We start from the raw sequence: 25603 nt of genomic DNA, 5'->3' as shown, positions 1-25603 counted from the left end.
CTATGTGTATTTTATTCGTCGCTCTGAATCAGCACCCAGACTACTCACTGCTGGTGTGTGCCAATCGCGACGAATTTCATCAACGCCCCAGCCTACCGGCTCACTTTTGGCCCGAGCGTCACCTGCTCGCTGGACAAGATCTTCAACAAGGTGGCACTTGGCTAGGGGTTAACTCAAAAGGCCAATTTGCCGCCCTGACCAACTTGCGTCAGGGACTTGCTCAAGACTCTAGTAAACGCTCGCGTGGCGACTTGGTACTGCAAGCGCTGAGTGGTGACCAAGGGAAAGTGGCGCAATCGCTGCGAACTCAGGCAGACCAGTACAATGGTTTTAATTTGGTGTTCAGTCACCACAGCCAAAGCGGTGATATAGCCCTGACCAGCTTTAACAGTCATCTCAACCAATTGCAGTCCTTGAGCAGCGGCTGTCACGCCATCTGCAATGGCCCAATTAATCAGGCTTGGCCGAAAATGGCCAAGGGCGAGCGCGCCCTCGAGGACCTGCTAAAAGATGCACACCCCCTCGAACCTGAAGCGCTATTTGCTCTGATGCAGGACAAACAAGTTGCTCCAGACGAGCTGCTACCAGATACAGGGGTTGGTCTTGAGTGGGAGCGACGACTATCGCCCATCTTTATTCAAGGCGCGCAATACGGTACTCGCTGCACCAGCCTCTATTGGCAGGACAAACAGGGCAATCGGGAATTCTGGGAAAGACGCTATGACGCCCAAGGTCAAACCTTAGGCACCAGTCGCTTTGTGTTGTAGCAAGTCGCAGCGAATCAAGATGTGTGGTCGTGAATGATGCGCCATCCGCCGTCAAAGCGCTGCAGCACCAAAGTGAAGATTCCATTGGGTTGATCGTCTTTACGCACTAACTGCCAACGACCGACGACAATTGCCTGATCGGCGTTGAGCAAATCAATGAGCTCGATATTAAAGCTCAATCGCCCCATGGCATCGCGGTCAGGATAATTTCGCAGGTAGGCCTCATAAGCGCTTTGCCAACCGTAACGCACTTTGCCACGGGATATGAATCTCAGTCGTGGGTCCGCCCAAAACGCTTCCATAAAGGATTCTATATCTCCTGAGTTCCAAGCTTTTACTTGGGTCTGCAGCAAGACTCTTATCTGTTGATTCGCGTCGTCTGCCTTTGCACCGAAAGAGAGGATTAGGCAGACTAGTAAAACAAGGGTTCGCATTCAGCTATCCTTAGTAAGCGATTGATTTTAATTAGTATAAGAAGAATTTAACTATGATGCGTAGTTTTTGCCAGTGGTTATTAGCACGCTTGGGTTGGCGTGTCACCGGTCAATTGCCCGAATTCCAGTTCGTGATGATTGTCGGACCCCATTCCAGTAACTGGGACTTCATCATAGGCATCATCGCTCGCTTTGCTGTGGGTCGGAACATACACTTCATTGGCAAGCATCAGCTGTTCATCCCGCCTTGGGGCTGGTTGTTTCGCGCCATGGGGGGCTACCCGGTTAATCGCGCCAAAGCCAACAATCTGGTAGAGAGTGCGGTTGAGCTATACGCCAGCAACCCAGAATTTTGCTTAGCGCTCGCCCCAGAGGGCACTCGCTCGGCGGTGACTCGTTGGAAGACCGGCTTTTATCACATCGCCAAAAAAGCCAAGGTGCCAATTGTTTGTGTCGGCTTGGACTTTGGCTTGAAACAGGTGCAACTGCAAGCGCCCATCGCCACCAGCGATGACATGAGCGCCGACATGAATCGCTTGTTAGACTACTTTCGCAGTGTCACACCGAAATATCCCAAAGACATTCCCAGCTACCAAGACTAGCCTCGGTTGGCTGCCAGTTCACTAAAATCGACTCCAGCAGGTCTCTGGAAAGCGCGCAAACCAAACTCAGGCAATATGGCAAAGATGTGGTCGAAGATATCTGCCTGAATTGCCTCGTAATGAGCCCAACGAGTGTCATTTGCAAACACGTAAACCTCAATTGGCACTCCAGAGTCTGTACTGGCCAGCTGGCGCACTAAGAATGTCATGTCGCCATGAATGTTCTGATTGGCCTTTAGATAAGCTTCTAAGTAGGCGCGAAAGGTTCCTATGTTGGTGAGCTGACGCCCATTGATACCCTTAGCCGTGCCTATCTCTCCTTGCTTGCGAGTCAGATAGTCGCTTAGCAATCGAAAACGCTTTAAGCCCTCAAGTTGCTCGTCGCTGAGAAAGCTAACGCTGTTTATATCGAGCAACACGCTGCGCTTGATACGGCGTCCGCCGGACTCTGACATGCCGCGCCAGTTCTTAAAGGCATCGGAGACTAGAGCATAAGCGGGGATCATAGTGATGGTTTTGTCCCAATTGCGCACCTTAACTGTGGTTAGCGAGACTTGCTCTACCTCGCCATCGGCGCCGTATTTGGGCATCTCTATCCAATCGCCCTTGCTGACCATGTTATTGGCCGCCAATTGAATGCCAGCCACAAAGCCCAAAATGGTGTCGCGAAACACCAACATGACCAAACCCGTCGCAACACCCAAGCCGCTTAAGAAGTACACCGGCGAGTGATCGGTTATCAGGGACACCGCCAAAATCACTAGCACGAAGGACAAGAAGAGTTTGACTAGCTGAACCACTGAGTTCACTGGTAAGCGTCGGCCCACCTCATTGGCGTCCGCCATGTCGTTAATCGCGTTCAAAAGCGCAAATAGCACACGAGTGATTTGCAACATAATCATCAAGCCCAATGCCTTTTGCAGCAGCGACTCGATGAAACTCTCAGAGGCCATAAACAGAGGTACCATCAAATCGAACACCAACAAAGGCACCACTACCGACAATTTCTCCAGCACTCTGTGCTGCATGACGATGTCGTCCCAGGTGACTTTCGAACGCTCAATGATGCGATTTAACCCTTGCACCACGCCGCGGCGAACAAACCAATAGGCCACCAGAGAAATCAGTAGACTCAGGGTCACCATCACTAAAATTCCTACCGAATCTTGTGGTTGTTCGCTTATCCCCAATTGAGTCAGGCTCGCCAATACTAGGTCTCTTAACTGCTCGTCCACGCTAACGCCTTATTTTTCCAATAAATTGCTTGATTAGCAGTCTAAACCCAGTAAGTTCTTCTGCAAAGTTTTGAGCACTGTCCATTTTTTAGCCGGCAGTGTTACGCAATTTTTAGCGCAACTTTTTTAGCTGTTATCACCGAGTTCCAAGCCCGACATAGCCTGATTACATGCTGATAGCCTCAGTCTTTAGCATTTCCTGATAAGTCCATGCTGTAATTAAGAAATTTTCCAAAACTTCGCTTTTGATCGGATTTCGCAAAAATAACGCTTGATCGCCGCATTGTGTGATCCAGATCAATTTAATTTTTGTGGTGACGGTGTTCAATTTGCACCCCAAGATATGGTGTTTCGAAACGGCGTTGCACCCATATATAGTGATTTAATGCTTGACACTAGGAAAAAAGGAGTAGTTTGTGAAGCCGGTAGTGATTAAACGAGATGGATACCGAGTTCCATTTGACGCAAGTCGCATTCGCGACGCGGTAGCAGCTGCTGCCAAGTCTGCTGGAACCTCTGTAAATGGATACGCCGATCAAGTTGCCCGCGCCGTAGAATTAAGCGTCGACGGAGAACAAGAGCTGCATATACACGACCTGCAGTTACTGGTTGAAAACCAGCTCATGGACGGCGAAGACAAACGCATCGCTCGCAGCTATATCGAGTATCGCCACGACCGCGATAGTGCTCGAGAGAAAAACAGCCGCTTGAGCAAAGAAATTCAAGGCTTGGTGGAGCAAACCAATGCCAGCTTACTCAACGAAAACGCCAATAAGGATTCTAAAGTAATCCCAACCCAACGCGACTTACTCGCCGGCATCGTTGCTAAGCACTACGCCAAAAACTACATGCTGCCAAAAGACGTGGTTAAAGCCCATGAGTTGGGTGAGATCCACTACCACGACCTGGATTACGCTCCCTTCTTCCCAATGTTCAACTGCATGCTGATCGACCTAGAAGGTATGCTCACTGGCGGCTTTAAAATGGGTAATGCCGAGATTGACTCGCCTAAGTCTATCTCCACTGCCACCGCGGTTACCGCACAGATCATCGCTCAGGTTGCTAGCCACATCTACGGCGGCACCACTATCAATCGCATCGATGAAGTGTTGGCTCCGTACGTGACAGTGTCCCATGAAAAACACCTTCAAACCGCGCAGCAGTGGAATATTGACGATGCTGAAGGTTACGCCATGGCGCAGACCGAGAAAGAGTGTCACGATGCCTTCCAAAGCCTTGAGTACGAAGTCAATACTCTGCACACAGCTAATGGCCAGACCCCATTCGTTACCTTTGGTTTTGGCTTGGGCACCAGCTGGGAGTCGCGCCTGATTCAACGCTCTATCATGACCATTCGCATCGAAGGTCTGGGCAAGAACAAAAAGACTGCGGTATTCCCGAAACTGGTATTTGCCATCAAAGACGGTGTTAACCACAAGCCAGGCGATTGCAACTACGACATCAAGCAGTTGGCTTTGGACTGTGCCACACAGCGCATGTACCCAGACATTCTCAACTACGAGCAAGTAGAGCGAATCACCGGCTCGTTCAAGACTCCTATGGGTTGTCGCAGCTTCTTGTCCGCCTACGAAGAGAATGGCGAAATCAAGCACGAAGGTCGCAACAACTTAGGCGTTGTGAGCCTCAACCTGCCGCGTATCGCGATGGAAGCCAAGGGCAACGAATCCGCCTTCTTCAAAATTTTAGAAGGCCGCATGAAAGTGGCCAAGCGCGCGCTGCAAACTCGTATTGAACGCCTGCAAGGGGTTCGCGCTCGCGTAGCACCAATCCTGTACATGGAAGGTGCCTGTGGTGTTCGCTTAAAAGCCGACGACCCAATCTCAGAGATCTTCAAAAACGGCCGCGCTTCTATCTCACTGGGCTTCATCGGCCTGCACGAGACAGTTAATGCGCTATACGGCACTGACCAACACGTTTTTGACAGCGAGCAGCTACGTGAAAAAGCGGTAGAAATTGTGCGCTTCATGCGAGCCGCCACCAATGCTTGGAAGGCTGAGACAGGCTATGGATTTAGTCTCTACTCAACCCCAAGCGAAAATCTGTGTACTCGCTTCTGCGCTATTGATACCAAAGAGTTTGGTGTTGTCGAGGGTGTCACCGACAAAGGCTACTACACCAACAGCTTCCACTTGGACGTTGAAAAGAAAGTGAACCCGTTCGATAAGATCGACTTCGAGAAGCCATACCCTGAGTTGGCCTCCGGCGGTTTCATTTGCTACGGCGAATACCCCAACATGAAGCACAATGTTGAAGCGCTAGAAGACGTATGGGATTACAGCTTTAAGCACGTGCCTTACTACGGTACCAACACGCCAATCGACGAGTGTTACGACTGTGGTTTCCACGGTGAGTTTGACTGTACCTCCAAGGGTTTTAGCTGCCCAAGCTGCGGCAACTCAGACATCTCTCGTGTGTCTGTGACCCGTCGCGTCTGTGGCTACTTGGGCTCACCGGATGCACGTCCGTTTAACTTCGGTAAGCAAGAAGAAGTTAAACGTCGCGTGAAGCACCTGTAAGCCATGAACTATAGCCAGTACTACCCGGTCGATGTGATCAACGGACCGGGAACCCGCGCCACTTTGTTTGTCAGCGGCTGCGAGCATCAATGCCGTGGCTGCTACAACCAAAGTACCTGGTCGCCAGATTCCGGTGAGGCGTTTAGCGATGCCATGGTCGAGCAAATCATCGTCGACCTGAATGACACTCGTATTCGCCGCCGAGGTTTAAGCCTGACCGGTGGCGATCCTCTGTACCCTGGCAACCTAGACGCGGTGCTGAATTTGCTGCGTCACGTGAAAGCCCGCGCGCCAGGTAAAGACGTGTGGATGTGGACAGGCTATACCTTGGAAAACCTAAGCCCAAAACAGCGCCAAGTGGTAGAGTTGGTTGACACACTGGTGGACGGCAAGTTCGAACAGGACAAGCACGACCCCAATCTGCGCTTTCGTGGAAGTAGCAACCAACGTCTGATCCCCATCAGCCAGCTGGACTAGCCCTTCCTTGGCGGAACGCCGGCACACTGATATCCTGTGCCGGCAATTAACAAAAATAACAATAGGATATCGCCATGTCTCGTCGTCTGACTCCGACTCTGTTGGCTAGCCTTGTGGGCCTAGCACTTCTGAGCGGTTGCCAAAATCTACCCAGCCAATCCAATACTGAAACTGCAGTAACCAACCAGGCACAAGTGAATGCCGAAGATGCTCGCTTGCAAGGGCTTATCGAGCAAGAGTGGCAGCTGCGCATGAGCTACAGCCCATTCTTGGCGCAGCGCATGGGCGATGAGTCGGCAGCCGCTAAGCTATCAGACATGTCACCAGAGACTCTGGCGAAACAGGACAGCGACTATCGCGCCTTTTTGGCGGAGTTAGATGGGGTAGCGGTGGATGCTTTGAGCGACGAGATGAAGATCAATCATCAGATTCTGCGCGCTCAAGTACAAGAGCAGCTCGACAGCTATCAATTCAACACTCACTACACCCCAATTACGGCCGAAGGTGGCTTTCACAGCTACCTGCCGCAAATTGCTAATGCCCGTTTTGACGACGAGCAAGATTATCAAAACTACCTGGCCCGTCTGGCGCAGGTACCTAAGCTGTTTGAGCAACAAACCTATTGGTTAAAGCAAGGACTGGCCAGTGGCGATACCCCACCGCAAGTGGTGCTGAACGGATTTGAGGACAGCATCAGCGCCTACATCACAGATGTGGAGCAGAGCAGCTTTTACAAGCCGTTCAAGACCTTCCCAGAGCACTTTAGCGCAGAGCAAAAGCAAAGCTTGGCGCAACAGGGCCTAGCGGCAGTAGCCGAACACGTGCTACCCGCCTACCAGGGCTTCTATGACTTCATGACCCAAGAGTACATGCCGGGCGCGCGTCAGAGCATTGCCGCCGCTGAGCTACCTAACGGCAAGGCCTTCTACGAGAATCGCGTCAAGTACTACACCACCTTGGACATGACCCCTGATGAAGTTCACCAGCTCGGACTTAATGAAGTGGCGCGCATTCGCGCCGAGATGCAAGAAATCATCGATGAAGTTGAATTTGACGGTGACTTTGCTGCTTTCTTGGAGTTCTTGCGCACCGATCCTCAGTTCTACCCGAAAACCGAACAGGAGCTGCTGCGCTACGCCGCTTGGATTGCCAAACGCGCCGACGCCATGTTGCCAAGCTTGTTTGGCAAACTGCCACGCACCCCGTACGGCATCAAAGAAGTGCCTAAAGAAATTGCGCCCAAGTACACCACCGGTCGTTACTCTGGCTCTAGCCGTCCGGACCAACCGGGTTACTATTGGGTAAACACCTACGCCCTAGACAAGCGTCCTTTGTACGAGATGGAAGCCCTGACTCTGCACGAAGGCGTTCCTGGCCACCACCTACAGATTGCCTTAAACCAAGAGTTAGACAACCTACCAAACTTCCGCCGCTACAGCTATATCAGTGCCTTTGGCGAAGGCTGGGGCTTGTACGCTGAGTACTTAGGCCTTGAGGGTGGTTTCTACAAAGACCCTTACTCCAACTTCGGTCGTTTGACCTACGAGATGTGGCGCGCCGCCCGCTTGGTAGTTGATACTGGCATGCACTACAAAGGTTGGAGCCGCGACAAGGCTTTGGATTTCATGGCCAGCAACACCGCCTTGTCGTTGCACAATGTCACCACAGAGATCGACCGTTATATCTCTTGGCCAGGCCAAGCCCTGTCGTACAAGATTGGTGAGCTAACCATTAAGCGATTGCGCGCCAAAGCCGAAGCTGAGCTAGGCCAAGACTTTGACGTCCGTCGTTTCCACGATGCGGTGCTGGCCAATGGCTCAGTGCCATTGTCGGTGCTCGAAGGCCAGATTGACCTGTTCATTGAAGCTGAGAAGAAAGCCCTAGCTAGCGCTAGCTAAGGCCTGATTGAGCACTCGAGCCACCTGGTTTGGGTGCGACATGGCCAGCAGGTGACCCGCGCCACTGAGTTCAATGAACTCGGCGCTGGGTTGCAGTTTTTGCCACTGCTGCCAGCAACTGACCGACAGGGTGTCCGAGTGCTCCCCGCGCAATCCTGTGGTCGGTACTTTTACTCTCCCTAGTCGATGCCACAACCAAGGTGGGGTTTGATAAAACTCTGCTTCCCAGTGCTTGCAGTAGCTCAGCTGATAGTGGCCTTCGTCGGTTGGACGCACGCCAGCGTTGACGTAGTGCCACATGGCTTGGTCGCTAAAATCGTTAAACACTCGCGCTTTGCGATGAAAATCGAAGGCTTCTTGCTTGGATTCAAACAAATGGGGGCGACGCAGGGTCTTGGTGGCCAAGGGCGAGCGCTTGCGCACCAAAGACTTAGGCGCAATCATCGCCGGAATCAGAATTTTTTTGGGCAGTAACACAGGCTCAATCAGCAATAACTGTGCAAACAAGTCTGGACGACGCTCCGCCGCCATGATGGCCACGGTTGCGCCCAAGCTGTGGCCCAACAATCGAATCGGCTGACCCGCATAGGTGTCGCTAGCTTTTAGCGCTTCGGCCAGCTCAATCAAATCCTCGGTGAGCAAACGCCAAATGCCCTTGAGCTTGGGGTCCCAATCCTGCCAAAGCGGTCGAAAATGCGCCCCGTAGACGCAATTGACCTCAAGTTCGGCGAATAAGTCTAAGTAGCAACCGGGAGGAAAACCATTGGCATTACAAAACAAAATTGGCGGCTGATCTGGCGCGTCCGCACCACCGTTAAATACTTGCACCGGGGTTTTGGCGCCTTCGATTTGCAGCATTGTGACCTTGGGGTTTGAATAGTCAGTGGTTTTTTGAGCTGGTTGTGACGACAACAGGGCCTCCTTTCGATATCGCTAACCCTCAGTTATAGTAAATCAAAAGTGTATCAAAGGACGTACGCCAATGGACCAAAAGACCCAAACCGAAATTGAAGCCGCCGCCTTTCGACGATTAGTCGCCCATTTCGACAGTCGCAAAGACGTACAAAATATCGACATGATGAACCTCGCCGGTTTCTGTCGTAACTGCTTGTCAAAATGGTATCGCGCCGAAGCCGAGTCGCGCGGCGTTGAAATCAGCTACGATCAAGCCCGAGAGCGGGTTTACGGCATGCCTTACGACGAGTGGAAAGCCCAGTTCCAAACCGAAGCGAGCCCTGAAGCCAAGGCGGCTTTTGAAAAGCAAAAGGCACACGACTGATCATGCGCGATATCGCCGAGCTCGATGCCTTTATGGCCAAGTTGGAGCAGGACAGCTTCGAAAGCTTTGATGGCTCTAAGATTGCCTACGCCCGCTATCTACAAGAAGGGGCGAAGGCCAATATTGTGATTAGCTCGGGGCGTATTGAAGCCTACATCAAGTACGAAGAAACCTTGTTGGACTTGTCGGAGCGCGGCTTTAACCTGTTCATCCACGACCACAGAGGCCAGGGCTTAAGCCAACGCCTAACCGATAATCCACACATGGGCCACGTGGATCACTTCGACAACTATGTGCTCGACTTAGAGTTGTTCTTTAACCGACTGGTGCGCCCGGCAAATGAACTGCCCAATTTGTTGTTGTGCCACTCGATGGGTAGCGCGATTGGTCTGGGTTACGCTCTTAAGCACCCCAATGACTTTTGCGCCATAGCCTGCTCGGCGCCCATGCTGAAAATAAAGCTGCCAGCGCCCGAGTGGCTGCTGAAACCGCTGGCCAAGGCCCTTAATCTGTGGGACAGACGCAACCTTGGCCAACCTGGGTATGTGATGGGTGGTGGCAACTACGACCCTGAAGCCTTTGAATTCAACCACATCACGCAATGCCCGCGGCGCTACGCTCGTTTTAGAGACCTGTATCAACAGCAACCGCAAGCTCAGCTTGGCTCACCGAGCAATCATTGGCTCGCCAAGGCAATCAGTTTCACCGAGAAGTTGCGCGACCGCGCCATCGAGTTGAGTGTGCCTACCTTAATCCTTGGCGCTGAGCTGGACACCATTGTCGATAACCAGGCGATGAAAGACTTTGCCCGCGATTGTCACGATTGCATTTACCAAGAGGTTCCCCAAGCGTTCCACGAGCTATTGATGGAGAAAGACCCGCAGCGTCAGCAAAGCCTAGATATGATCACAGCTCACTATGGAGCGCATCTGCCGCCGGCTGGCGGCTAAGTAAGGCGACCAGCTCAGATTCGGCCATCGGCTTTTGCAGCAAGAAGCCTTGGAAGTAGTCGCAACCAAAGCGCTGTAGCGCTTGCAGTTGTTGTGGCTGGCTCACCCCTTCTGCTACCAGCTCAAACGACAAGTTATGGCCCAGATCCACCACAGACTTTAACAAGGCTTCAGCTTGCGGTTCTTTACCCAAACGCTGCACAAAACTGGCGTCGATTTTGAGTTTATCGATAGGCAATTCGGTCAAATAGCTCAGCGCCGAATAGCCCGTACCAAAATCGTCGACCGCAATCACCACTCCCGCATCCACCAGCTCGCTCAAACGAGGCGCTAGTAGCTGATTGTCCTGTAACAGCACGTATTCGGTCAGTTCTAGCTGAATCTGTTTAGGCGCAATCTTGTGTTGCTGCAATAATCGCAAGGTGCGTTGCGCAAAGTCGTCCATATCCAGCTGGCGAGCTCCGACATTGATTGACATCAGCGGCGTTGGCAGCTCAGCTTCACTCAACTGGTTTAGCAAACGACAAGCGCTGTCGATGACAAACTCGCCCAATTGATTGATAAGCCCAGACTGCTCTGCCAGTGGAATAAATTGGCTCGGGGAAATATCGCCGTGCACCGGATGATGCCAGCGCAGCAGCGCCTCTAACGCCACTAGCGACTGATGCCTGTCGTAAATCGGCTGGTAGTGAACACTCAGCTCGCCGCGCTGCAGCGCCAGTCTTAGCTGACTGAGCAACCAATGTTGTTCACCTTGATAGGTCTCATCCCCCGGGCGATAAAGTACAAACTGATCGCGCCCTTTTGCCTTAGCTCGAGAAAGCGCAGTTTCTGCGTGTCTGAGCCAATCGCTGGCGAGACGCTCGCGGCTGCCATCGATAAGACGGCCACCTATGGACACACTCAAATGCAGTTCGGCTGAGCCGTACTCAAACTCATCGGAGAGCAGTTGCCGAACTCGCTCGGCGACGTTTTCCAGCTCAGTGTTGGCCGAATCGCTGTTGAACCGAGTCACCAGCAAGCCAAATTCGTCGCCACTCATGCGCGCCAAAGGCCAATCCGGGAACTCGGCAGCCAAACGCGCCGCAATTTTTAACAACAGCTCATCGCCGTATTTATGCCCTAGCGCCTGATTCCAAGCGGTAAAATTGTCGATATCAATCAGCAGCAAACCCGCCTTGTGCTCAGGTTTGAGCAAGCGACGCGCTTGCGCGTCCAATAGCTCGAGAAAACTGGCGCGGTTACTCAGGTTGGTTAGTGCATCGTGTTTGGCCTGATGGGACAGTGCGTCGCGGGCTTTGAGCGCAGGAGAGATGTCCATCAACACCGCTTGTACGCGTTTGGCTTTGCCATCAGGATGACGCTCCACCACTTGCGAGCGTTGGCTGACGGTCACCAGGTGTCCGTGCTTGTGGCGCACCGGATAGTGCAACTCGAGCTGGTCTAGCCCGGCTTGATTGAGTTGTTCTAACTGAGTTTGTAGTTGTTGCGATTCGTCCTCTGGCAGGCGCTTAAGCCAGCTACTCATGTGCGGCGCTAGCTCCAGCTCATTGACGCCTAGCATTCGATAGCAGCCTGGCGAGAGGCTGAGCTGGTCCTTGTCGACCAGCCAGTCCATGACCGCCAACCCTTCGTTGTCCAACAAAAATCGCCATCTATCGTCAATCGCCGCAAGGTCGGCCTGGTCCTGCTGATGTCGCAGCCACAGCCCTTGAATGCGCTGAGCCAATAGACCGAACTCAGAAGCACATTGGGGCAGTTTTTGAGACGGGTTCGAGTGGCTTGCTGCAAGCCCCATCACTTGTTTGAGCGGCCGCACTACCTGCCAGCGCCACACCATTAAAATGACCAAGAGTACTAAGCCACTGGTGGTCACTTGGCGCAGCCAGCGCTGCATGGCAGCCGCGCCGGCCAAATTCGCTCCTTGGCTCAAGTCGTACTCGACGTACATCAGTGACAAGCGCCCTTCCAATCCGCTGGACTGAGGCAGGTTGAAGTAAATCTGAAGGCTGTTGCGGCTGTGATTGGCTTCCATCTGAAAAACGCCATCCAGAGTAACCATTTGGGCCACCTGAGGGCTAAATCCGTGGGCCACATCGGCAATGATATTGCCTTCCCACACCGATTGATTGGCAAACCGAACCACTGACGAATCGTCAGCCACCAGCACCTGGCTTACACCTGGAGCGCGCGACACGCCGTCAATGACCCAACGGATCCGATCCACGTCTTCTTGGGCAATGCTGGCTTGGAGTTCGCGCTGATAACGGTGTAAATAGGCTTCGACTAAGCTTTGCTGGGCTTGCAGATATTGTTGTCGTGAGAGGCGTCGTTCTTCAAAGTAATCAACAGACATTAAGGCCACCCATGCGCACACGAGTAGCGCGGGCAACAGCACACGAACGGGATACTTTAAGCGCACCTGAATGTCCTTATATTTGTTATATATTTGCATCATAACAAGCCCCCAAAACTTGGCAACCGAGCCAAGCCTCAGAACAATGGGTTTTTTCGGTATTGCGAGGGGTCACCTCTTGGGTCGAAACCGCCACATACGCTACACTAGCGGCGTTTTACTATAAGCAGTTGCGAATCTAGAGCGGGGCGAGCCAGTGGCTGAACAATTTGACGTAGTGATCATCGGTGCCGGCGCGGCAGGTTTGATGTGCGCAGCGACCGCCGGCTATCAAGGCCAATCAGTGCTGGTGCTGGATAACGCCAAGAAGCCTGGCCGCAAGATTCTCATCGCCGGTGGCGGCAAGTGTAATTTCACCAATACACGAGTAGAACCTCAGCACTTTATCTGTGACAACCCGCATTTCGTGAAGTCAGCCCTTGCCCGCTACCCAAGCTCAGAGTTCATCGAGTTGGTTGAGCGCCACGGTATCGATATCGAAGAGCGGGATCACGGCCAATTGTTTTGCCAGCACAGCGCCAAAGACATAGTGGATATGCTGCTAACCGAATGCGATTGGGCTGGCAACCAGATACGCTTGCGCCACGAAATTCTATCGATTCAGGCCAGTGCTAAAGGCTATTTGGTCAACACCAATCAAGGAGAGTTCCAAGCCGCAAACTTGGTGATTGCCACCGGTGGATTATCCATGCCAAAGCTGGGTGCGACGCCGTTTGGCTATCAGGTCGCCGAGCAGTTTGGTTTATCCATGGCCAATACCCGTGCCGGCTTGGTGCCCTTTACCCTGCACGACCACGACAAAACCAAGTTCGAACCCCTTTCGGGCGTGAGTCTTCCCGTGGTGATCAGCGCCGAAAACGGTGTCAGCTTTGCTCGGGATTTGCTGTTCACCCACCGTGGATTGTCAGGCCCGGCCGCGTTACAGATCTCCAACTACTGGCGTCCCGGCGAGTCGGTGAGCATCGATTATTTGCCGCAAAAGCCCGTGCTAGAAACTCTGGGCGCAATGGCGCAAAGCAAGCCCAAGCAAACCCTGAAAAATGCCTTAGCACGGTTGTTGCCCAAGCGATTGGTGGAAACTCTGTTTGACGAAGCTCAGTTGGAGATTCAAATCTCACAGCTGAACAAAGCCCTGCAAGCCCAAATTGAACAGCAAGTGCACCGCTTTGCGATTCGTCCTAACGCTACTGAGGGTTATCGCACTGCGGAGGTGACATTGGGCGGCGTCTGCACAGACGAGTTAAGCTCCAAGACCATGGAGGCGAAAAAAGCCCCGGGTTTGTATTTTATTGGCGAGGTGGTCGACGTTACCGGTTGGCTAGGAGGCTTCAATTTTCAATGGGCTTGGAGCAGTGGCGTAGCCTGCGGATTAGCGATGACAAACCGCTAGTCTCGAGCCTCTATTTGAGACAGCTTTTGCACCAATAAATCGGCGGCAACGGAAAGCCGATTCTCATCGAGATAAATACACTCACTCATCCAAGTATGGCGGTTTGCGCCCAAGGTGGCGACTTCCACCACCTCCCTTGATTCCAAGCTGTCGCGCACCGCCAGGTAGGGGGCAACCGTCCAGCCCAAACCCGCTTTTACCAGTTCAATTGACTGGGCTAAGTTATTAGAAGTAATGACTTTATCGCTGACCACATGCATCTCATCTAAGTTCAGCTCATAGATAAAAGGCGATACAATTTGCGTCAGCGGATACAAAGCTCCTTCATCAACCACCTCACCGGCTCGAAACAAATTCGGTGGTGCGATTTCGACTAGGTTGAACGCAAACGCCTTCTGGACAGTTAGGCTTTCATCCAACACCAAAGGCGCGGCGCGAAGGCCAATGTCAGCTTTGCCTTCAAGCACCCATGCGGCCACTTGACTGGTGGTTCCGCTAAGCACGTCCAAATCCATGGTTGGATACTCGGCCATGATGTCTTTGAGGCAATTGGTGACTTCTGGACAGATCAAAAAATTGTCGATAGCCACCGACAAGTTATTTGGCACACCTTCATCAAAGCCGGTCAAAATGGCAGAAAGATTATCCGCATCTTTGAGTATTCGCTGCGCGCCGTTGAGCAGCTTGCGCCCTTCGGCAGTAATTTCCAGGTGGCGGGCTTTGCGCTCAAACAATACCACAGCACAGCTGTCTTCCATCGAAGCGACCAACTTGGACACGGCTTGAGCGCGCTTATTCAGCTTAATCGCCGCCGCTTGAAAGGTACCTGTCTGGGCGGCCATGACGAAGGCTTGTAATTGCGCTAAAGAGAAATTCATCAGTTCACCTTAGATTCCCAACTGAGTTTGACACAACCAAAGGTTGTGTCTGGCGATTATACAACAACACTTTTAGTTGCGACCATTGTTCTCAAGGAAACGGATAGCAATTCATTTCAGGACGAGCACTGATACAACTTTCAAAAGGTTTTACCCATGTTGAAGAAAACACTTCTCGCTGTATCTCTGGCCGCCACTACTTTTGGCGCCGCTCAAGTTGCAAACGCTTGCTCAAGCTTTAACTTTGTCGCACCCGATGGTGGACGTATGGTTGGCCACTCAATGGAGTTGCCAGTTGAAGCCCACGAGCACTTGGCGCAAATCCCACGTGGTCACAAGTTCGACGAAAACGGTGTTACCGCTAAGTACGGCTTCGTCGGTATGCAACACGGTGCCGAGAAGGGCATGAGCACTTTCTCTTCTGGTATGAACGAGCACGGTGTTTCTATTACCGCGCAAAACCTGGACTCTGTCTACGCGCCTGCTGGCGAAGGTGACATGAGCCACTGGAACCTAGGTGCGTACATATTGGGTAACGCCAAGTCAGTAGATCACGCTATCGAACTGCTGTCTAAAGTGAAAGTATTCGAAGGCAACGGCGTATTTGGCACCATGGGCGTGCACTGGTCAGTTCAAGACAATGACCGCGCTATCGTTGTTGAGTACACCAAAGGCGACGGTACTCCAGATATCCACGAGTCAGTAGGTGCCATGACCAACAGCCCTACCTATGACGCGCAAGTACTGATGGCTAAGTCTAAGTTCGATACTGATGATTTGAGCAAAGCCAAGCGCAACACCAGCAACCAAATGGGTTACATTGGCGACCAAAGCTCAGAGTCTCGTTTCCAGCGTGCGGTTTTCCTAAACACCACTGCAGACTTCTCGCGTGATTCGTCAAAAGAAGCGATTCTGAACCACACATGGAACATGGCCAACACCTTCGATATTCCGCAAGGCACCCTGTACTGGGAGTGGTTGTCGCCAACCGCGCAAACCGTAACCCACTTCACCGTGCACGATTTGCAAGAGATGGATTACTACTACCGCACCTACAAAGACATGACCATCAGAAAAGTGGATGTGAATGCGATCGATTGGAGCAAGGCTAAATACTCAGCGTTCGACATCTACCAGTCGGTCAGCGAATACCAGCCTGTGACCTTCAACTAAGAGCGCTTTGACTCAGCGAACTCTCACTGAGTTCGCTTTAGCGAAACAAGCCAAAGCCAGCCCGCTAGAAGTTAGCTTTTAGCGGGCTTTTCTATGCAATCGTCAACCTTGAGCTGACATACCTGATCGCCAAAGTAATCGTTGTCATAGTTGCACTCGTACTCTGGCTCTTGCTTGGATTCGACTTGGTTTTCGGTTTCAAACACCTGGCGGATGTGTTGCAGTATTTGGTTCATAACGCTTCTCCTTCGACTTGCCCTCAACTAGCAGTATTGCTCTGAAAAACGCAGCCGTACATTAGCCATTTCCGAATAGCGCATTCGAAAAGGGAGAAGTTTGTTGCCACTCAAGCACAAAAAAGCCCCCGGGCTAACCGAGGGCTTGATGCTTGCAACAGCTGCGATTAACTCACCTTGAACTGATCGATTTCTCGTTGCAGGTCCACCGACAAATTAGCCAATTGCTCAGCGGTTTGCGCCGATTCTTGCACCATGTCCGCGGTCAGCGCTGAACCTTCGGCCATATTGTTGATGTTGCGATTGATCTCTTGCGCCACCGAGGTTTGCTCTTCAACCGCGCAGGCGATTTGAGTATTCATGTTGCTCATCACTTCTACCGACTCGGCAATCGCTTGCAGCGACTGTCCGGCAATGCGCGCCTGTTCAACCGCTTCGCGCGCCTGCTGACGGCCCTTATCCATGTCAGATACCGACTGATTGGCTCCTTGCTGCAAGCGCTCGATAATGGCGCGAATTTCTTCGGTCGAATCCTGTGAGTTGCGTGCTAGGGTTCGAACCTCATCCGCCACTACCGCAAAACCACGCCCCTGCTCACCCGCGCGCGCAGCTTCAATGGCTGCGTTCAGCGCCAACAAGTTGGTTTGCTCCGCAATCCCCTGAATCACAGAAAGCACCTCTCCAATGTTCTCACTCTCTTGCTCTAGAGTGATAAGCGATTCGCTGCTGTGCTCCACCAATTGCGCCAACGACTCGATACCATCTGAGGTCTCGAGTACCAAACGACGACCGCGCTCGGCTTCCTGGGCCGCTTGGGTTGAGGCCGCTGACGCATCATTGGTATTTTGCGCCACCTCTTGCACGGTAGAAGCCATTTGCTGAATCGCTGTGGCTACTTGAGAGTTTTCGCTTTGCTGTTGCAAGATGGTGCTGCTGGCCTCTTCGGTGCCGCGCGACAAAGACTCAGACGCTCGGCTAACCGCGTGGGATGAGTGCTGGGCGTTGTCGATCACCTTGCAAAAGGCTTCCGTCATGCGATTGTAAACTGTGGCAATTTCACCGATTTCATCCTGACTGTGGACTACGGCACGCACGCTAAGATCACGCTCGGCAGAGGCTTGGGTCATGGTAGTTGCCAGGTCTTTCAGCGGACGGCGAATCGAGTTGGCAATCAGACTAATGAACACCCCAATACCTATCACCAATACAGCCGCCAGTATTAAGGCCATACGTTTGGACGATTGAATCTGCTGGTCGATGCTCTGTTGTACTTGCGCGCTCATCTCTTTTACCAAAGACTCACTCTGGTGCACCTGATCGCGCATCTCGCCTCGAAGGCCTTGCTGCGGTGTAAGGCCAAATACCTCGTACTCGGAAACCAAAGCGTTAAACTCTTGCTGATAGCGCACCAACAGCTCTCGCGCCATATCGCGTTGGTCATCAGTCAAGCCAAAGTGAGTTAACAGCAAGGTATCAAAACCGACCACATTCTTAGCCAATTGCTCTTGATACTTGAGGTCTAGTCGCATCAGGAAGTCTTTCTCGTTACGGCGCAGCATCAGCATTTGCGCCGACAAGGTGCCATCTTGAATCTCGTTGAGCAAAGACTCAATCGCGTGTACGGCCTTGCGCAGCGCCCCTTCTCGACCAGAGTTATGGTCTAAACCGATACTCGTGCGTGTCGCGACAACTTGTTCAAAGCTCGCTTGATAGCCGCGAAGCGCATCACGCACCTCATTGACCTGTAGCCTGTGCTTTGGATCGAGTTCTTTTCCCAAAGCACTCAAGTGTGCGTTTAAGCGCGTTTGGGTTTGTTTGAACTTGGATAAGTAGCCGGCGTTGCGACGCATCAGAAAGTCTTTTTCGTGACGACGCAAGGTGAGCGTTTCCGCTTTTATTTCGGTTAACCGATTGGCATTGGTTGATGCGGTTGTTAGCGCCGACATGGTCTGAAACAGACTGGCCACGAGAATGACCATGGCCACCACGACACTAAAGGTCAGTAATAGCAGCTTTTGCTGGATAGTAAGAGAAGGCATAAATCACTCTGTGCGATACAACAAGGAACAAGTGTTTATCGGCCTTCCAACCAAAAAGTTTAATGACAGTTTCGTGAATTAGGGGCCGGGTCTCAACCCAGGGTAGAGTTTGGTATACACGTAATCGCTGCGCTTGGCTGGTACGTGGCAACCCAAGCATTCCTGCTCGTACCCCGCAGACACATTGGTGGTTGGGTCATTACTGCCAAACAACGCCCATCCCCAAGACTTGCCCCAATCTCGCTTGCCTTTAAACCTGTCACGTGTGTCCTTGACCATCATAAACCAAACATCCACCGCGTCTGCGCTAGCCAGTGCCCCGGTAACCAAGTCGTTCATATTGGCAAATCGAATCTCTTTAATAAGCACAGTGCCGTCGGCAAATTTGCCGTGTTTGCGATAATAATCGGCGGCATCCGCTTGAGTGTAGACACTGTGAATCGACTCGATTCGAGTACCGTCGGCAGCCATCAGGGCTGAGCTACCAAGATGTAACCAACCCCGTTGCAAATTTGTAGGCAAGCGCAACTCACCGTTGGCATTGACCCATGTTGAAAAAGTTTGTTGCAAATTGGGCTCGGCGCTAACGCGCATCGCCAAGGCAGCAGTAAAAATCCAGCAAAACCCTTGTAGTAGCTTCATTTCGCCCTCTTCAAAACTCCCTTGAAATACAAGCATAGGAGCTATTTGAGACGGCGGCTAACCGACATAATTCTTCAATTGAGGAATATCGCGGAATTGTTTTGCTAGCGTTATCGGTTCGCTGCCAACTACTCTATTCCCCAAGCGAGGAATATATCATGTCGTCACAAACTAAAAACAAGGTGGGCCGCCCCACCGACACACAGGACAATCGAGCGCGATTGCTCGACGCTGCGCGCGAGTTATTTATGGAGCTGGATTACTCAAAAGTCTCCACTCGTAAGATTGCAGCCTTGGCAGGCACAGATCCAGGCCTAATTCGCTACTACTTTGGCTCCAAAGCCCAACTGTTCAGCGCCATGCTCAAAGAGACCTCAGAGCCCGTGATGCAAGCCCTGCAACATGCGCAGCGTCAAGCCAGCCCAACCTCTTTAGCAGAGATGCTCAATCGCTACTACCAGGTCATGGTGCATCACCCACAATTTCCCAAAATGCTGTTGCGCATAGCTTCTGCAGACGAGTCAGACCCACAGGCAGTAGAAATCAAAAAGTTGCTGTTTGAGGTGGTGCATCCCGGCGAAATTCAGGTGTTCGACCAACTCAAGAAAGCCGGAGTGCTGGGCGACGATGTCGACCCAGAGCTAGCGCGTATCAGCTTTTTTAGTCTCACCATTTTCCCATTTTTGATGCCCGATCGATTTCGCACTGAACTCAATCTAAAAATGACCCCAGAGTTTCTCGACCGTCTGGCAAAACACAACGGCGCATTGCTGGAAGCCATGCTGGCACCCACTAAGGAGTTAACCTAATGAATCAGAAACGTTTTGTGCTGCCAGGCATAGGCATTGGCTTGTTGCTTTTGATAATCGCCATTTTGCTAAACCGTCCGCCTTCTAATCAGCCGGCGTTCGATAGCCGCCGCTTGGTCGAAGTGACGCCGCTGACTCAGCAAATGTCAGCCCCCGAGGTTATCGGTTATGGTCGAGTGGCGCCAAAGTACCAATGGCAAGCCATGGCTGAAGTCAGTGGCCGCCTAGTGGAAAAACACCCGCAGTTGGAGCCGGGTCGTTTGCTAGAAAAAGGCACTGTACTGGCTCAGGTGGACCCACTGGAGTACCAACTCAAACTGGCACAAGCTCAGGCAAATCTAAATGCCACCAAGGTCAATCTACAAAAGCTCAATCTAGAAGAGGAAAACCTCAAAGAGACTTTGGACATCGAGACTCAAAAGCTCAAATTGGTCGACCAAGAGTTCCAGCGTCGCCGCAATCTCAATAAGAACAACTTGATATCTAACTCAGAAGTGGAGTTACAAAAACAGAGCCTACTCGCGCAACAAAAGCTAATCGCCGACATGCAAAACCAGCTTGACCTCATGCCAGATGAGCGCAAGGTTGCCGAAGCTCAGTTTCAAGTGGACCAGGCCAAGTTAGAAGACGCCCAACGACAGCTGGATAAAACCCGTATCGTACTGCCGTTTGACGCGCGCATTGGCGAGGTTAACATCGAGCTCGACCAAGTGGTCAGCCAGGGCAGCACCATGATTTCCGCGCAGCGATTGGGCCTAGTGGAAGTCAAAGCCGAACTGTCGTTAAGCGACCTGCGCACTTTGATCTCCAGCATGGACGACTTCTCTAGCCAAGGCAGTTTGCCATCGTTCGAGTCGTTGGCGCTTGCCGGCGAGCTGCGTATGCAAAGCTCGGGCGAGACTTTTGTTTGGCCCGCCAAGGTGACTCGTGTGGCCGATAACGTTAGCCCTGATCAAGCCACCATTGGTGTTTACTTGGAAGTGGAACAAGACCTGCGCCACATGCAACTGCTGGCCAAGCCGCCGCTGACCAAAGGCATGTTTCTAAGCGCCCACATCAAAGGTCGCAGCCAGCCACAGTACCTGATCCCCGAGCGTGCGCTGCACGGTGAGTCAATCTACCTGATGGACGCGCAACAACAGCTCGTGATTAAGCCCGTTGATGTTCTGTACCGTTCGCCCGAAGGCGTGGCGATTCGCGGTGAAATCAACCAAGGGGATCTTCTGGTTCTTAATGACTTGGTGCCGGCGATTGCTGGCATGTCATTGCGCACCCAAGCTGAGGAGAATCAATAATGCTCGGCTTTGTCATTCGTCACCCCACCGTCGCCAACTTATTGATGATGGGGCTAATTTTACTGGGTCTGACCGCGCTTCCGAACCTCAAGCGCGAGACCTTTCCCGAGTACTCGCCACCTTACATTAATGCTTCTGTAGTCTACCCTGGCGCTTCACCACAAGAAGTGGAAGAGAGCTTGTGTCTGCGCTTAGAAGACGCGGTGGACGGTCTGAACAATACCGTCGAGGTGCGCTGTGACGCCCAAGAGGGCTTGGCTAAATTGACCATCAAGCTCACCGAAGATGCGGATATGGGCCGTTCCTTGCTGGATGTGCAAACCCAAATCAACGCGGTAAAAGACTTCCCGCAAGAGATTGAACCACCGATTGTCAAAGAGCAGGACTGGGCCGACAACGTGGTGGATATCGCAGTGGCCGCTGACGCTAGCTGGCCGCACCTCAAAGCCTACGCGGAAGACCTTAAGCGTCGGTTAAAAATTGATGCCGGGGTAAAGCTTGTGACCATCACGGGCTTCTCTGACCACCAGCTTCGCATCGAAGTGGACACCGAAGCCGTGCGTCGCCTAGGGCTGACGATTGCCGACATCGCCGATAAGGTCAGTCGACAAAACGTGAAAATGCCTGCGGGCACCATTGAGCTTGCCGACAAGAACCTGCTGATTCGCTTTGACGAGCGCAAAGTCACGCCAAACGAGCTGGCGAAAACTGTCATTGCCTCAAACAATGATGGTGCTGTGGTGCGCCTTAGCGACATCGCCTCAGTAACGGATCGCTTTGAGCTAGACGAGGAGCAAATTCGCTTTAACGGCAAGCCGGCGGCGCTGATCAAGATTCAAAAGAACAAAGCCGAAGATGCATTAAGGGTTAAGGCCAGAGTCCAAGAGTTTGTTGACCAAGAGCGTTTGCGCGCGCCAGAGGGCGTCACCTTAACCTTGACCAATGATATGTCCTCGCTGGTTAGCGATCGTCTCAACATGATGCTAAAAAACGGCTGGCAAGGGATAATCTTGGTGTTCTTTAGCATGTGGCTGTTCTTCTCGCTGCGCTATTCCTTTTGGGTGTCGGCCGGATTGCCCGTGGCCTTTATGGGCGGTCTGTTCTTAATGGGCTTGATGGGACTTTCGATCAATATCATGTCGCTGGTCGCCTTGCTGATGGCCATCGGTATCATGATGGACGACGCGATTGTGATAGCTGAGTCTATCGCCTCCCACGTGGAGCGCGGGCTCAAACCCGCCGAAGCCGTGATAGAAGGGGTTAAGAAAGTCGCACCAGGGGTCTGCTCGTCATTCCTAACCACCATCTTTATCCTGGGTAGTTTGCTGTGGCTTGAAGGTCAGATGGGCGCTGTGCTGAAAGTGGTCCCTATGGCGCTGATATTAGTGTTGGCGATTAGCCTACTCGAGGCCTTTATCATTTTGCCAGCGCACTTATACCACTCGCTAGAAAGCACCGAGCGCAAAGCCAAGTTGCCACAGAAAGCACCACATCCCTTAGTGGCTCGCGCCACAGGGTTTAAGAACAATTTCCACCAAAAATTCGAGAAGTTTCGTCAAAACAAGCTGCGCCGCGCGGTGACTTGGGTGGTGCATCGCCGCTACCTAGCGATCGGCGCCACCTTTGGTTTGCTGCTGGCATCATTTGCATTGGTGGCCGGCGGCGCGTTGAAGTTTGTCGCCTTTCCGGAGCTTGATGGCGATATCGCCGAGGCGCGGATCATTTTGCCGCCAGGTGCGACCTTGTCTCAGACCCAGTCTGTGGTCAAAAAGGTGATTGCCGCCGCTGAGCAAACCACAGCCAAATACGAGCGTGAGTTTGAAGACGGCGAGCCCTTGGTGCTGGATATTACGGCTCAGTACAACTTCAACGCTGACGCCAGTGAAAAAGGTCCTCACCTAGCCACTGTGCGCTTAGATTTATTGTCGGCAGAAGTGCGTGAGACTCTGATTGACGATTTTATTCACGACTGGCGCGATGCCACCGGTGAACAAGCCTTACCGCTGTCCATGGTATTCAAACAGCCTTCGATGGGGCCGGCGGGTCGAGATATCGAGATTCGCTTGATGCACGACTCCTTGCCAGACCTCAAGCTGGCCTCACAGGACTTGCAACAACGTCTGAAAAAGTACGACGGCGTGTATGGTGTTTTGGACGATATGCGCGTGGGTAAAGCCGAGTTGCAAGTGTCTCTGTTACCTGGCGCCGAGGTCTACGGCGTGGACGGTCAAACCATTGCCTCACAACTGCGCGGTGCTTACTTCGGCCAAACCGCGGATGAAATTCAGGTAGGCCCTGAAAACCTGAAAATCGAAGTGCGACTGGACAAGCAGCAAGCGGGCGATTTGACCGCACTGGAGAACTTCCCAGTGATGCTGCAAGACGGCAGTCAAATACCGCTATCGGCAGTGGCGCAAATCGAGCATCAACGAAACTTTGTTCGCATTCAGCGCATCAATGGCCTGCGGACCGTGAGTGTGATGGCCGACGTGGATTACAGCCGCGCCAACAACAATGAAATTCTGGCGGAGCTGCAACAGGGCTTTTTAAGCGATTTACAAGCCAAATATCCGGGCTTACGAGTGGAGTTCGAAGGCTCGGCTAAAGAGAGTCAAACCACAGGTTCAAGCTTGGGCAAAGGCTTCGCTATTGGTTTGTTTGGCTTGTTTGCGGTACTTAGCGTTCAGTTTAGAAGTTACCAAGAGCCGTTCGTGATCATGGCGGCGATACCACTGGCGCTAATTGGCGTGCTGTGGGGCCACCTACTGTTGGGCCATAGCTTGTCCATGCCGTCCATCATGGGCTTTATCTCGCTGGCTGGGATTGTGGTCAACGACTCGATTTTGTTGGTGCAGTACATACGCCATCACCTCAAACGGGGCGAAGAAGTGATTGGTGCGGTAATTGAAGCCAGTGTTGAGCGTTTTCGCGCGGTGCTTTTGACTTCGTTGACCACAGCTGCCGGTCTGTTACCACTGATGCTAGAAACCAGCTTACAAGCGCAAGTAGTGAAGCCTTTGGTGATATCCATTGTGTTTGGCATCTTTGCCTCGACCATGTTGGTGCTGTTTATCATTCCAGCCGCCTATGCGGTTCTGGCAGATCAAGATTGGATGAGCAAGCACCATGAAGATCAGATGGAGTCACCTGAAGCAGCAAAAAGCTAACTATAATCAGTAGGTTGATACTTGATAATGAATAGCGGAGGCGTGCATGAAAATCCGGTCGAGACTGGCCAGCTATCACGCCACCGCGATTATCAGCCTAGTGTTTGCCTTAGTTGGCTTTAGCTACAACACGTGGCGACTCGAAGTCAGCGAGCGCAACAACACGGTGCGCACCGCCAGCTTTGAGATTCTGATTCAGCTATCCGAGTTTGAGCGAGTGGCCTACGCCGCTCACTACGACAACGACCCTATTGAAGGCAATCCGAGGCTCGGCTGGGTCAAAGTCGGGGTGATTAACGACCTGTGTCCCTTGGTATCCGAGGCGGTCAGTCGCGAATGCCTAGGGCTGAAATCTGCCTGGCAAGCACACTGGGATAGGCTCGGGCAACAACCCGCGGCGATTGAGGCCATCAATCAAAGTGCCGATGCGCTGCGAGAGCGCATTCGAACCACTTTATTGGCGTTAGATTAAGGGGTAGCTTTTGAGGCTTTTACCTCGTCGACAATACACTGCCACAGCCATTGAGCCGCGGGTCCCAAAGTACGCGAAGCGTGCCAAATCAGGTCGGTTGAGGTATACCAAGCGCTCTCCAGAGTTTCCATTTTCAGCTCCACCAGGCTACCTTGCGCCAACCCTTGCTCTACGATTGGGTTGGGCAGTACCGCCCAGCCAAACCCCGCCTCGACTAGGTACAAGGCGGTCAACACGCTCTCCGTAGTCCACACATCCACCGCATAATTGCCATGCCCATGGGTGAACCAGCGTGACTCCGCCACTAAAATCTGACGGTGTAAGCTTGGGTGGTCATCGGGTACCGGCATGTTCTGCGCCAGCTCGTGACTGGGCGCTATAACTACTCTAACCTGCTGGCGCTGCAGCGAATGGATTTTGAGCTTATCTGGCATGGACTCTTGCTGACATACCATGGCTAAGTCAGCTTCACCCTTAGTAACCAACTCTAAAGCACCTTCGGTGATTGGGTGTAGCATGTGCAAGTTGACATGGGGGTAGCGCTCTACGAAGCGATCCAGCACCAGGTTCCACTGGCTGACCAGTAGGTTTTCATCGATGGCAATGGTGACCGATGATTCTACCTCGCGGTGCAAACCATCCGCTTTGTGCTGCAAAATTTGGCAACGCTCTAAAATCAGCGCGGCCTCGTCTTTTAAGTGACGCCCCTGCTCGGTAAGTTTGGGGTAGCGTTGCGAGCGGTCAAACAATTCCACACCAAGGTCGAGTTCAAGGTTGGACACCGCTGTACTGACTGCACTTTGCGCCTTGCCCAGCTTACGCGCTGCCGCGCTAAAAGAGCCCACTTCTGCCGCGGTGACAAAAGCCTGTAAGTAATCGAGATTTGAAAACGCCATGTATCACCTAA

22 protein-coding genes are annotated in these 25603 nt (G+C 52.4%); 13 read left to right on the top strand and 9 right to left on the bottom strand.

Annotated elements, in window-relative coordinates:
- Window positions 1–2: 2 nt before the first annotated feature.
- Entirely contained in the window at window positions 3–767 is a 765-nt protein-coding gene (locus tag CLC93_RS16675; RefSeq protein WP_095507126.1) for an NRDE family protein, read from the top strand.
- Between the two features lie 14 nt (window positions 768–781).
- On the opposite strand, the gene CLC93_RS16670 is transcribed toward CLC93_RS16675, so the two are convergent.
- Window positions 782–1201 (bottom strand): YybH family protein, encoded by a 420-nt coding sequence (locus tag CLC93_RS16670; protein ID WP_095507125.1) that lies wholly within the window; start codon window positions 1199–1201, stop codon window positions 782–784.
- 53 nt (window positions 1202–1254) lie between these two features.
- On the opposite strand from CLC93_RS16670, the gene CLC93_RS16665 reads away from it, so the two are divergent.
- A complete protein-coding gene (locus CLC93_RS16665; protein WP_095507124.1) occupies window positions 1255–1803 on the top strand; it encodes a 1-acyl-sn-glycerol-3-phosphate acyltransferase in 549 nt (182 codons plus the stop codon).
- Here the strand turns inward: CLC93_RS16665 and CLC93_RS16660 are convergent.
- A complete protein-coding gene (locus CLC93_RS16660; RefSeq protein WP_095507123.1) occupies window positions 1800–3038 on the bottom strand; it encodes a mechanosensitive ion channel family protein in 1239 nt (412 codons plus the stop codon). The two genes, CLC93_RS16665 and CLC93_RS16660, sit on opposite strands and share 4 nt — an antisense overlap.
- Before the next feature lie 416 nt (window positions 3039–3454).
- Here CLC93_RS16660 and nrdD point away from each other — a divergent pair, with 416 nt between their 5' ends.
- The 3 genes from nrdD (at window position 3455) to CLC93_RS16645 (ending at window position 7950) form a co-directional block, all read left to right on the top strand.
- On the top strand, window positions 3455–5575 hold the full coding sequence (gene nrdD, locus CLC93_RS16655; RefSeq protein WP_095507122.1) for an anaerobic ribonucleoside-triphosphate reductase: 2121 nt from the start codon (window positions 3455–3457) through the stop codon (window positions 5573–5575).
- Window positions 5576–5578: 3 nt separating this feature from the next.
- Window positions 5579–6052 carry an anaerobic ribonucleoside-triphosphate reductase-activating protein gene (nrdG, locus tag CLC93_RS16650; protein ID WP_095507121.1) on the top strand — a complete coding sequence of 158 codons (474 nt, stop codon included), beginning with the start codon at window positions 5579–5581 and terminating at the stop codon, window positions 6050–6052.
- Between the two features lie 74 nt (window positions 6053–6126).
- A complete protein-coding gene (locus CLC93_RS16645) occupies window positions 6127–7950 on the top strand; it encodes a DUF885 domain-containing protein (RefSeq protein ID WP_095507120.1) in 1824 nt (607 codons plus the stop codon).
- On the opposite strand, the gene CLC93_RS16640 is transcribed toward CLC93_RS16645, so the two are convergent.
- The gene (locus tag CLC93_RS16640) at window positions 7933–8862 is read right to left on the bottom strand and encodes an alpha/beta fold hydrolase (RefSeq protein WP_095507119.1); all 930 of its coding nucleotides are present in this window, start codon (window positions 8860–8862) and stop codon (window positions 7933–7935) included. The genes CLC93_RS16645 and CLC93_RS16640 overlap by 18 nt on opposite strands.
- 70 nt (window positions 8863–8932) lie before the next feature.
- Between CLC93_RS16640 and CLC93_RS16635 the strand changes: the two genes are divergently transcribed.
- Window positions 8933–9229 (top strand): DUF1244 domain-containing protein, encoded by a 297-nt coding sequence (locus tag CLC93_RS16635; protein WP_095507118.1) that lies wholly within the window; start codon window positions 8933–8935, stop codon window positions 9227–9229.
- A 2-nt stretch (window positions 9230–9231) separates the two neighbouring features.
- The gene (locus CLC93_RS16630) at window positions 9232–10179 is read left to right on the top strand and encodes an alpha/beta fold hydrolase (protein ID WP_095507117.1); all 948 of its coding nucleotides are present in this window, start codon (window positions 9232–9234) and stop codon (window positions 10177–10179) included.
- Here CLC93_RS16630 and CLC93_RS16625 read toward each other — a convergent pair.
- Window positions 10136–12637 (bottom strand): putative bifunctional diguanylate cyclase/phosphodiesterase, encoded by a 2502-nt coding sequence (locus tag CLC93_RS16625; RefSeq protein WP_095507116.1) that lies wholly within the window; start codon window positions 12635–12637, stop codon window positions 10136–10138. The two genes, CLC93_RS16630 and CLC93_RS16625, sit on opposite strands and share 44 nt — an antisense overlap.
- 205 nt (window positions 12638–12842) lie before the next feature.
- Here CLC93_RS16625 and CLC93_RS16620 point away from each other — a divergent pair, with 205 nt between their 5' ends.
- Entirely contained in the window at window positions 12843–13985 is a 1143-nt protein-coding gene (locus CLC93_RS16620) for a BaiN/RdsA family NAD(P)/FAD-dependent oxidoreductase (protein WP_095507150.1), read from the top strand.
- Here the strand turns inward: CLC93_RS16620 and CLC93_RS16615 are convergent.
- A complete protein-coding gene (locus CLC93_RS16615; RefSeq protein ID WP_095507115.1) occupies window positions 13982–14863 on the bottom strand; it encodes a LysR family transcriptional regulator in 882 nt (293 codons plus the stop codon). The two genes, CLC93_RS16620 and CLC93_RS16615, sit on opposite strands and share 4 nt — an antisense overlap.
- A 156-nt stretch (window positions 14864–15019) precedes the next feature.
- Between CLC93_RS16615 and CLC93_RS16610 the strand changes: the two genes are divergently transcribed.
- Window positions 15020–16036 (top strand): linear amide C-N hydrolase, encoded by a 1017-nt coding sequence (locus CLC93_RS16610; protein ID WP_095507114.1) that lies wholly within the window; start codon window positions 15020–15022, stop codon window positions 16034–16036.
- Between the two features lie 71 nt (window positions 16037–16107).
- Here the strand turns inward: CLC93_RS16610 and CLC93_RS17770 are convergent, their stop codons facing one another.
- The 3 genes from CLC93_RS17770 to CLC93_RS16600 form a co-directional block, all read right to left on the bottom strand.
- Window positions 16108–16272 carry a hypothetical protein gene (locus tag CLC93_RS17770; protein ID WP_169903099.1) on the bottom strand — a complete coding sequence of 55 codons (165 nt, stop codon included), beginning with the start codon at window positions 16270–16272 and terminating at the stop codon, window positions 16108–16110.
- Between the two features lie 167 nt (window positions 16273–16439).
- A complete protein-coding gene (locus CLC93_RS16605) occupies window positions 16440–18311 on the bottom strand; it encodes a methyl-accepting chemotaxis protein (RefSeq protein WP_095507113.1) in 1872 nt (623 codons plus the stop codon).
- A 78-nt stretch (window positions 18312–18389) separates the two neighbouring features.
- Window positions 18390–18953 (bottom strand): cytochrome P460 family protein, encoded by a 564-nt coding sequence (locus CLC93_RS16600; protein ID WP_169903097.1) that lies wholly within the window; start codon window positions 18951–18953, stop codon window positions 18390–18392.
- A 158-nt stretch (window positions 18954–19111) separates the two neighbouring features.
- Between CLC93_RS16600 and CLC93_RS16595 the strand changes: the two genes are divergently transcribed.
- The 4 genes from CLC93_RS16595 to CLC93_RS16580 are packed head-to-tail and all read left to right on the top strand — an operon-like array spanning window position 19112 to window position 24696.
- On the top strand, window positions 19112–19762 hold the full coding sequence (locus CLC93_RS16595; RefSeq protein ID WP_095507111.1) for a TetR/AcrR family transcriptional regulator: 651 nt from the start codon (window positions 19112–19114) through the stop codon (window positions 19760–19762).
- Window positions 19762–21057: an efflux RND transporter periplasmic adaptor subunit gene (locus CLC93_RS16590; protein WP_095507110.1), complete on the top strand. Its 1296-nt coding sequence runs from the start codon at window positions 19762–19764 to the stop codon at window positions 21055–21057. The genes CLC93_RS16595 and CLC93_RS16590 overlap by 1 nt, the downstream gene beginning before the upstream one ends.
- Window positions 21057–24224 (top strand): efflux RND transporter permease subunit, encoded by a 3168-nt coding sequence (locus CLC93_RS16585; RefSeq protein ID WP_095507109.1) that lies wholly within the window; start codon window positions 21057–21059, stop codon window positions 24222–24224. Before CLC93_RS16590 ends, CLC93_RS16585 begins: the two co-directional genes overlap by 1 nt.
- A gap of 46 nt (window positions 24225–24270) precedes the next feature.
- Window positions 24271–24696, top strand: a complete 426-nt coding sequence (locus CLC93_RS16580) for a hypothetical protein (protein ID WP_095507108.1) — start codon at window positions 24271–24273, stop codon at window positions 24694–24696.
- On the opposite strand, the gene CLC93_RS16575 is transcribed toward CLC93_RS16580, so the two are convergent.
- Window positions 24693–25592, bottom strand: a complete 900-nt coding sequence (locus CLC93_RS16575) for a LysR family transcriptional regulator (RefSeq protein ID WP_095507107.1) — start codon at window positions 25590–25592, stop codon at window positions 24693–24695. The two genes, CLC93_RS16580 and CLC93_RS16575, sit on opposite strands and share 4 nt — an antisense overlap.
- Window positions 25593–25603 lie beyond the last annotated feature (11 nt).

Origin of the sequence: Paraferrimonas sedimenticola (genome assembly GCF_002282855.1) — a bacterium.
In the GTDB taxonomy this organism is placed as follows: Bacteria; Pseudomonadota; Gammaproteobacteria; order Enterobacterales; family Shewanellaceae; genus Paraferrimonas; species Paraferrimonas sedimenticola.
This window is presented reverse-complemented; position numbering and strand designations above follow the sequence as displayed.